This window comes from Desulfuromonadales bacterium (assembly GCA_035620395.1).
GTDB lineage: Bacteria > Desulfobacterota > Desulfuromonadia > Desulfuromonadales > DASPGW01 > DASPGW01.
Genome location: DASPGW010000181.1, coordinates 1 through 8,164, shown reverse-complemented (window position 1 = coordinate 8,164; position 8,164 = coordinate 1). Strand labels below are relative to the sequence as shown.

The window sequence follows — 8,164 nt, the reverse complement described above, 5'->3', positions numbered from 1 at the left end:
CTCCGCTCCGGTCACGCCGGCGAAGCTGAGGTTCAGCGTGTTCGGGAGCCGCTCGGTCGGGTGGCCGTTGAGCAGCACGCCTCCGACTCGCTCCTCCAGCAGGGCGTGGAAACGGTCGCGAAGCGCCATGATCCGCGCACTCTCCGCCGCCAGCCGTTCTCCGGCCAGCTCTGCCGCCTTTCCCAGCGCCGCGATGTACGGGACGTTCTCCGTCCCGGCGCGCCGTCCCCCTTCGTGCCCGGCACCGTGCAGGTAGCGGTCGATCTTCACCCCTGAGCGGATGTAAAGGGCGCCGACCCCTTTCGGGGCGTAGAGCTTGTGCCCGGCCACCGTCAGCAGGTCGACGCCGAGATCGTCGACCCGCGTCGGGACCTTGCCGACGGACTGGGCGGCGTCGGTGTGAAAGAGGATGCCGCGCTCGCGGGCGATGGCGCCGATCTCCGCCAGCGGCTGCAGCGTCCCGACCTCGTTGTTCGCGTGCATGACGCTGATGAGGATGGTTGCCGGTGTTGCCGCCCGCCGCACCGCCTCCGGATCGACGCGCCCGTTGCCGTCCACTGGCACCAAAGTGACGGTAAAGCCGAAGCGCTCCAGCCACTTCAGCGGCTCGAGCACGGCCGGATGTTCCACCGCCGAGGAGATGAGATGATTCCCGCGGTCGCGGTTGGCGAAGGCGCAGCCGATCAGGGCGTGGTTGTTCGATTCCGTCCCGCCGCCGGTGAAGACGATCTCCGCCGGCGCGCACCCGAGCAGGTTCGCCACGCGCGTGCGTCCGAGTTCCACCGCCGCCTTCGCCGTCCTGCCGTAGGGATGATTGCTGGAGGGATTGCCGAACGATTCCTCCAGGAAGGGGAGGAGTTCCCTGGCCGCCAGGGGATCGGTGGGGGTGGTGGCGTTGTAGTCGAGATAGACAGGATCCATTTGTGGCTCTCTTCTATTGGTTTACGATCAGCAATTATCGCAGGGAGTCGTTGCCACAATATCGGGCAGGGTAACCCTTACTCGAGGGCTTTGTATTCGACCTTGACAATTTCGAGTTCGGCCTGGCCGCCGGGAGTTGCAAACGTGACCAGATCGCCCTCTGCCGAGCCGAGAAGGGCACGGCCGATGGGGGAGGTCCAACTCACGTAGCCGCGCGCGGCGTCGAATTCATCGGCGCCGACGATGCTGAAAACCTTCTCTTCGCCCGCCTCGTTTTCAACGGTGACGGTACAGCCGAACAGCACCCTGCCGTTGGCGATCTTCTGCTGTTCGACCGGGTCGACGATCGTCGCATTCTCCAGGCGCCTGGTCAGAAAACGGATGCGCCCGTCATACTGCCTGAGCCTTCTTTTGGCGTAATGATAATCGGCATTCTCGCTCCGGTCGCCATTGCCGGCGGCCCAGGCCGCAGTTTTCACCATCTCGGGCCGCAGCCGGTACAGGGTCTCTCTGAGTTCGGCCCGCAATCGCCGGGCACAGGCGGGGGTCATATAGATCGGGGCAGGTTTCGCTGATTTTTGGTTCGACATGGCTCTTCTGCTCAGGTTTGGTGAATAGGGATGGTCCTATCTTATGCTGATTTGTCTCAAATTTGAAGGGGTAGTGAGAGGTTGCGTTTCTCAGGGGACTGGAACCTGCTTTTCCCGAGTTTATTGTTTGCGGAACCGGTATAATGGGTTCCCATAAGATCCAGATATCCGTCGGTGCCACAGCATGTCGAGGGAAAGCGTGTCGCAGAAAAAACCAGCCGGCCAGCACGAAGAAGGGATAGATGTCCCGTACGAGCGGCTCGACCCGGATACGCTGCGGAAGATGGTTCAGGAGTTCGTGACCAGAGACGGCGCGGATTGGGGGGAGCCCGGCTGCACGCTGGAAGATAAGGTCGACCAGGTTCTTCGGCAGTTGAGAAACAGGAAGGTCAAGGTCGTTTTTGACCTGGCGTCACAAACGGCGAACATCGTCGTCTGCCGTTAACCACTTTCCCCCGGCCGGAAGCAGCGGGGCGAGCTTCCGGCGCGCAGGCGGTCATGAACAAAAACGGTTACTGGTTCCATGCGGCGATGGCCCGCGAGGTTCTCGGCGCGCTGGACAGGGGCGAGGAGCGCATCGACATTTCGGTTGATCTGAACCTCTCCCGCCGCACCTTTGCCCTCGGCGGCGACGAGTTGGTCCTGGACGCGGACAACCGGCTGAGCCGGGCGGAGCTGCGGCGGATTGCGGGCAAGGAGAACAGAATCTTCTATTTGCAAAGCGGCGAGCTCGAGGTGCTCGAGGTCAGAGACGACGGCTATTACAAGCTCGTCCCCACGGACCAGGCGCCGCTGCTGGAAATCAGCGGGGTGAAAATGCACATCTCGAAGGGGGTCAACCCCTTTGCGAGTGCCGGGCAGATGGCCGCGCAAGTCGTGAAAAAGGGGGACCGGGTTCTGGATACCTGCAGCGGGCTCGGCTACGCGGCCGCGGCAGCGCTGAAGCTCGGTGCGCGCGAAGTCGTTTCGGTCGAGCGGAGCGCAACGGTCATGGCGCTGCGCCAAAAAAACCCGTGGTCGCAGGGGATCTTCGACCCCGACATCCATCTGGTGCATGCCGATATCGATGCATACATCCGGGAGCTCGCGACGGAATCCTTTGACTCGGTCATCCATGATCCGCCCCGCTTCTCCCTCGCCGGGGAGCTCTACGGGGAGGGGTTTTACCGGGAAATCTACCGGGTGCTGAAGCGGCGCGGAGCCCTGTTCCACTATACGGGCAACCCGCATGTGGTGAAACGCGGCAGCAGCTTTGTCGACCAGGCGGCGCAGCGGCTCAGGGCGGCCGGCTTCACCAGGGTGGTGAAGGTCGCCGAACTCATGGGCGTCACGGCGTACAAATAACCCGAACCGGAGGATGCCAGGATTTTCCATAAGAAAAGGGCGGGCCGAAGCAGGCCGCCCTTTTCTTCGTCTTTTTACCCCTCTGCTTCGTGAATCCAAGTACACCCGCCCCGGAATTCCTCGTTTACTTGACCCCTGTCAAGTCCCTGTGCCCCGACTTCGCGGTATGCTGAAAGCATGAAAAACGTTGACCAGCGGCCTAGTCAGACAAAGGAGAAACACCATGCAAAAATCAGCTAGCGAGCAGATGGCCCCCTCGTCGGCAACAACCGTCGGCGCGATTGTTGCCGACGACTTCCGGACCGCCAGGGTCTTTGAAAAGCACGGCATCGACTTCTGCTGCGGCGGCAAGACTACCCTCGCCGCGATCTGCGAGGAAAAAGGGCTCGATCTGGCCGTGCTGCAGCGGGAGATTGCCGAGGTCAAAAGTGCACCAGTCGAGCGGAGCCACAACTATGCGGCCTGGGCTCTGCCGTTTCTCGCCGATTACATCGTCAATACCCACCACGCCTATCTCAACGAGAACACCGAGCAGATCGCCGCCTACGCCGGCAAGATTGCCGGGGTCCATGGCGCCCACCATCCCGAGGTGGTCGAGATCGCGGCAATCTTCGCCCGGATAGCCACCGATATGGCGGCCCACCTCCGGGAGGAGGAAGAGGTCCTCTTTCCGGCCATCAAACGGGTCGACGCCGCCAGAATAGCCGGCAATCCTCCTGATGCCCTGGATGTGGAAACGATCAGGGCCTCCCTCGTCAAGCTCGATCGTGAGCACCAGGAGATCGGCGACGCCGTCCACGCGATCCGTCACCTGGCCAACGGGTATGCGCTGCCGGGCGATGTCTGCAACACCTTCGCGGTCACCTACCGGATGCTCCACGAGTTCGAGGACGACCTGCACAAGCACGTCCACCTCGAAAACAACATCCTCTTCCCGAAGGCGGCCCGGCTTTAGCCGGCGCCTTACAGGGGCAGCCCCTGCGCTGCGCACCACTGGCGCAGCAGCGCCTCGAGCCGCTGCGCCTCGAAGACCTGCCAGCTCTCCAGCAGCTGCCGGCGGCGCAGCAGATCCTTGACGTTGCGGAACGCGCCGGGCCGGGCAAAGAGCGCCTCGACCCGCGCCAGCTCCGCTGGGCAGTGGCCGCGGATGAACTCCAGCACCAGCGGCTTGCCCGGATCGAGTTCCTGCCGGTGGGGGATGGTCAGGTAGGCGGGGTCGGTTGCAGCCCCGGCCGGCCGCTCGTCGTAGCCGGCCTTGAGCGAGGCGAGAAAGACCCGGCCGGTGAGCCGGTGGACAGCTGCCGTCCGTTCGCCGGGCGGGGCGTCGCTGACATAATGGAAGGCGTCGTCGATGGCGTCGAAGGCCATGGGGGCTCCGTGGGGCAGGCTCTGCAAGGTGAGCGGTGGTAACTACTTGCCTGTTTTGGGCCCCCGCCGGTCATGGGGCGGCTTCTTCCCTCCCGGTTTGAAACCCCGGGTCTCTCCGCCCTTTTTGAAAGGGAGCCGCCGGGGGTGTTTCCCCGGACGTTCGGAGCCCTTGCCGCCGGCATCGACGCTGATCTTCATCGGCTGGCCGCAGATCGCGACCTTTTGCAGCCGGCTGATGACTTCGGCGGGCAGGTCGTCGGGCAGATCGACCAGGCTGAAGGTGTTGAAGAGCCTGATCGCGCCGATATGCCGGCCGCTCAGGTTCGCCTCGTTGGTGATGGCGCCGACGATGTGCCGCGGTTCGACGCCCTGGTCGCGGCCGACCTCGATGCGGTAGCGGCGCATGCCGGCGTCGGCCGGCTCGGCAGAGCGCTCCCGGGGGGGCCGTGCATCACGCTCTTCGGCCTCCGTGTCGGCGGGAGCCTCTGCGGGCTGCAGGGGGCGCTCCTTCTGGGCCAGGTAGGCGAGGGCCGCGGCGATCCGGCGGTGGCCCGCGTCGTACTCGCTCTGGAAGCTGTCGATCAGCTCCTCGAAGAACTCCAGGTCCTGCGCCTCCAAGGTCTCGGCGATCTGCTCCTTGAACAGGCCGATGCGGCGGTCGGTGATATCCTGGCGGCTCGGCAATCTCATCGGTTTGATCGGCTGGCGGGTGGCCTGCTCGATTGCCGCCAGCATCCGCCGCTCGCGCGGGGCGACGAAGATGATCGCCTTCCCCTCGCGGCCCGCCCGCCCGGTGCGGCCGATGCGGTGGACGTAGGACTCGGTGTCGCAGGGGATGTCGTAGTTGACCACGTGGCTGATGCGTTTGACGTCGAGGCCGCGGGCCGCCACGTCGGTGGCGACCACAATGTCGAGAGAGCCGCTTTTGAGGCGCTCGATCGTCTTCTCCCGCAGCTGCTGGGTCATGTCGCCGTTGAGCGCCGCGCAGGAGAAGCCGCGGGCCTCGAGTTTTTCGGCGAGCTCGACGGTGGCGACCTTGGTGCGGGCGAAGACGAGCATCGCCTCAATCTCCTCGGCCTCGAGAATGCGGGTCAGGGCATCAAGCTTGTGCAGCCCCTTGACCTGCCAGAACCACTGGGAGATGGTTTCGACCGTCGAGGTCTTGGTTCTGATGCGGATCTCGACCGGGTCCCTGAGGTGGCGCCGGGCGATGCGCAGCACGCCGTCGGGCATGGTGGCGGAAAACAGGGCCGTTTGCCTCTCCTGCGGGGTGTGCTGCAGGATCTCCTCGACCTCGTCGACGAAACCCATCCGCAGCATCTCGTCCGCCTCGTCGAGGACCACGCAGGAGAGCTGCTCCAGCTTCAGGGTGCCGCGACGCAGGTGGTCCTGGATGCGGCCGGGGGTGCCGACCACGACCTGGACACCCCGCTGCAGCTGGCGCAGCTGCTGGCCCATGTTCTGGCCGCCGTAGACGGGCAGCACATGGAAGTCGGGCAGGTAGCGGGCATAGGTCTGCATCGCCTCGGCGACCTGCAGCGCCAGCTCGCGGGTGGGGGTCAGGACCAGAATCTGGGGGGCCTTCAGGGCCGGGTCGAGGCGGCTGAGCAGCGGCAGGGCAAAGGCGGCCGTCTTGCCGGTGCCGGTCTGGGCCTGGCCGAGCAGGTCCCGGCCCGCCAGCAGGGGGGGGATGCTGCGGGCCTGGATCGGCGAGGGGGTCTCGTAGCCGACTTCCTCGATCACCCGGGCAATGGCAGGGGCGAGCGACAGTTCGGCAAAGCCGGGAAACGTTTCTTCAGTCATGAAAAGCCAGTTCGGGATGGGCACGGCAGGGATGGAAAGCGCAGAGCCGGGCGGGGTGAGGTGAGTAGTGTCCGTTTGACAGCACCATGGTTCCTCCTGGGGGAGGAAGCCGTGACACTTTATCCCATATCGAGGCCAAGGGCCAACATTTTCAGCGGGGGGGCTCTGCTGGTCTGGCCGCTATTCCCCGGCGGAGGGAAACATAACGTGAAATCGCAGACATGATCTTCCCGAGTATTCTTCCCTGCGAAAAACCGATCCTGCTGGCCTGGAGACCTTGTCCTCAGCCCTCCGGCACGGCGTACCAGGGGCGGAAGCCGCGTCTGCCGGCGCGGCTGGCCTGCACCTTCTGGAACTGCACCCGCGCCTCGGAGGTGGCCACGACCACGATCCTCCCCCGGCAGCCGACGGTCATCGTCTGCCCGGGGTCGAGCAGATGATCGCGGCTGTCGCCGGGCTGGGTGATCCACAGGCTGCCGCCCAGGCAGCGGATCGTCAGCGCGCGGGCATCCCCCTCGAGATTGAATATCTCCCCCTGTCGCAAAAAGATTTCCATGGCCGCCCCTTTCCATGTTGACGTTTCTTCATTTATAAGGGGAACGGAAAGAAAAAAACAGATACAGCCCTTTACTTTTGTACCCATCACAGTTTAAGTTTCAGGAAACTGTATCCATCGCATCTTCAGTCAACTGTGTCTGGCCTCCGGCCGACCGGACGGTTAAGATGAAAGCCATGAAAATGATTGTAGGAAAAGATCATGGCAAGCTTCCCCTCTACGAGGAGGTGGCGGCACGCATCGCCTCCCTGGTCGAAGAGGGGATCTTCCGGCCGGGCGAGAAGGTCCCCTCCATCCGCGGCCTCAGCCAGCAACAGGGGGTGAGCCTCAACACCGTCAAGCAGGCCTACGCCTTTCTCGAGGACCGGCGCCTCATCGAGGCCCGCCCCCAGTCCGGGTACTTCGTCTGCGCCCGCCTGCCGGAACTCCCCGTCGAGCCGCCCATCACCAGGCGGGAGATCAGCCCCACCGAGGTCAGCCTCGGCGACCTGTCGCGCATGATCCTGCGCGACGCCATGCGCCCCGAGCTGCTGCAGCTCGGCGTCAGTCTGCCCGACCCCGAATCGCTGCCGATTGAGCGCCTCAGCCGGATGATGCACAGCGAGATCCGGCGCCGGCCCGCGCAGAGCATCGAGTACGCCATCCCGCCCGGCAACGAGCGGCTGCGCACCCAGATCGCCAAACACATGCTGCTGGCCGGCTGTGTCTTGAAGCCGGACGAGATCGTCATCACCACCGGCTGTATGGAGGCCGTCTTCCTGGCTCTCAAGACCCTCTGCCGGCCGGGCGACACCGTGGTCGTCGAATCGCCGACCTTTTTCAACTTCCTGCAGTTGATCGAGGCGTTGGGGCTCAAAGCCCTGGAGATCCCCACCTCGCCGACCGAGGGGATGAGCCTCGAGGCGCTCGGCTACGCTCTGGAACACAACGAGGTCAAGGCCTGCCTGGTGGTCACAAACTTCAACAACCCCCTCGGCTGCGTCATGACTTCCGCCCGCAAGCAGGAGATGGTGCGGCTGCTGGAGAGGCACGGCGTGCCGCTGATCGAGGACGATATTCACGGCGACCTGGCCCACACCGACGAACGGCCGGGGGTCGCCCGCTCCTTCAGCCGGAGCGGCAACGTCCTGCTCTGCTCCTCATTTTCCAAAACGGTCGCCCCCGGCTACCGGGTCGGCTGGATCGCCCCGGGGCGCTATCAGCAGGAGATCGAGGCGCTGAAGATGGCGGTGACCGTCGCCTCGGCCAGTCCCACCCAGATGGCGGTTGCCGAATTCCTGGCCAACGGCGGGTACGAGCGTCACCTGCGGAAAATCAGGCGGACCTACGCCCAGAAGATGGCCAAGATGGGCGAGGCGATCGGCCGCTATTTTCCTGCCGGCACCAAGGTGAGCCGGCCGCGCGGCGGCTTCTGTCTCTGGGTGGAGATGCCGGAAGGGGTCGACTCCCAGCGTCTCTATGGCGAGGCCCTCGCGGAGGGGATCACCATCGCCCCCGGTACCCTCTTCTCCGCCTCCGGCAAATTCCGCAACTGCGTGCGGCTCAACGCCGCCTACTGGTCGGCGCGGGTCGAGGGGGCGAT

9 protein-coding genes are annotated in these 8,164 nt (G+C 64.6%); 4 read left to right on the top strand and 5 right to left on the bottom strand.

Annotated elements, in window-relative coordinates; genetic code table 11:
- Both VD811_09630 and greB read right to left on the bottom strand, forming a co-directional pair.
- Positions 1-921: cysteine desulfurase family protein (locus VD811_09630; protein ID HXV21229.1), on the bottom strand; the 921-nt coding region annotated here is incomplete at its 3' end.
- 77 nt (positions 922-998) lie between these two features.
- Positions 999-1,511, bottom strand: a complete 513-nt coding sequence (gene greB, locus VD811_09625; GenBank protein ID HXV21228.1) for a transcription elongation factor GreB — start codon at positions 1,509-1,511, stop codon at positions 999-1,001.
- A 199-nt stretch (positions 1,512-1,710) separates the two neighbouring features.
- Between greB and VD811_09620 the strand changes: the two genes are divergently transcribed.
- From VD811_09620 to ric, 3 genes are all read left to right on the top strand, one after another.
- Entirely contained in the window at positions 1,711-1,956 is a 246-nt protein-coding gene (locus tag VD811_09620; GenBank protein HXV21227.1) for a YheU family protein, read from the top strand.
- Positions 1,957-2,009: 53 nt separating this feature from the next.
- Entirely contained in the window at positions 2,010-2,855 is an 846-nt protein-coding gene (locus tag VD811_09615; protein ID HXV21226.1) for a methyltransferase domain-containing protein, read from the top strand.
- 223 nt (positions 2,856-3,078) lie between these two features.
- Positions 3,079-3,810, top strand: a complete 732-nt coding sequence (ric, locus tag VD811_09610; protein ID HXV21225.1) for an iron-sulfur cluster repair di-iron protein — start codon at positions 3,079-3,081, stop codon at positions 3,808-3,810.
- Between the two features lie 8 nt (positions 3,811-3,818).
- On the opposite strand, the gene VD811_09605 is transcribed toward ric, so the two are convergent.
- From VD811_09605 to VD811_09595, 3 genes are all read right to left on the bottom strand, one after another.
- Positions 3,819-4,223 carry a hypothetical protein gene (locus VD811_09605; GenBank protein ID HXV21224.1) on the bottom strand — a complete coding sequence of 135 codons (405 nt, stop codon included), beginning with the start codon at positions 4,221-4,223 and terminating at the stop codon, positions 3,819-3,821.
- A 42-nt stretch (positions 4,224-4,265) separates the two neighbouring features.
- A complete protein-coding gene (locus tag VD811_09600) occupies positions 4,266-6,026 on the bottom strand; it encodes a DEAD/DEAH box helicase (protein HXV21223.1) in 1,761 nt (586 codons plus the stop codon).
- A gap of 283 nt (positions 6,027-6,309) precedes the next feature.
- Complete coding sequence (locus VD811_09595; GenBank protein ID HXV21222.1) at positions 6,310-6,582, bottom strand: DUF2917 domain-containing protein; 273 nt, start codon at positions 6,580-6,582, stop codon at positions 6,310-6,312.
- Between the two features lie 176 nt (positions 6,583-6,758).
- Between VD811_09595 and VD811_09590 the strand changes: the two genes are divergently transcribed.
- Positions 6,759-8,164: PLP-dependent aminotransferase family protein (locus tag VD811_09590; protein ID HXV21221.1), on the top strand; the 1,406-nt coding region annotated here is incomplete at its 3' end.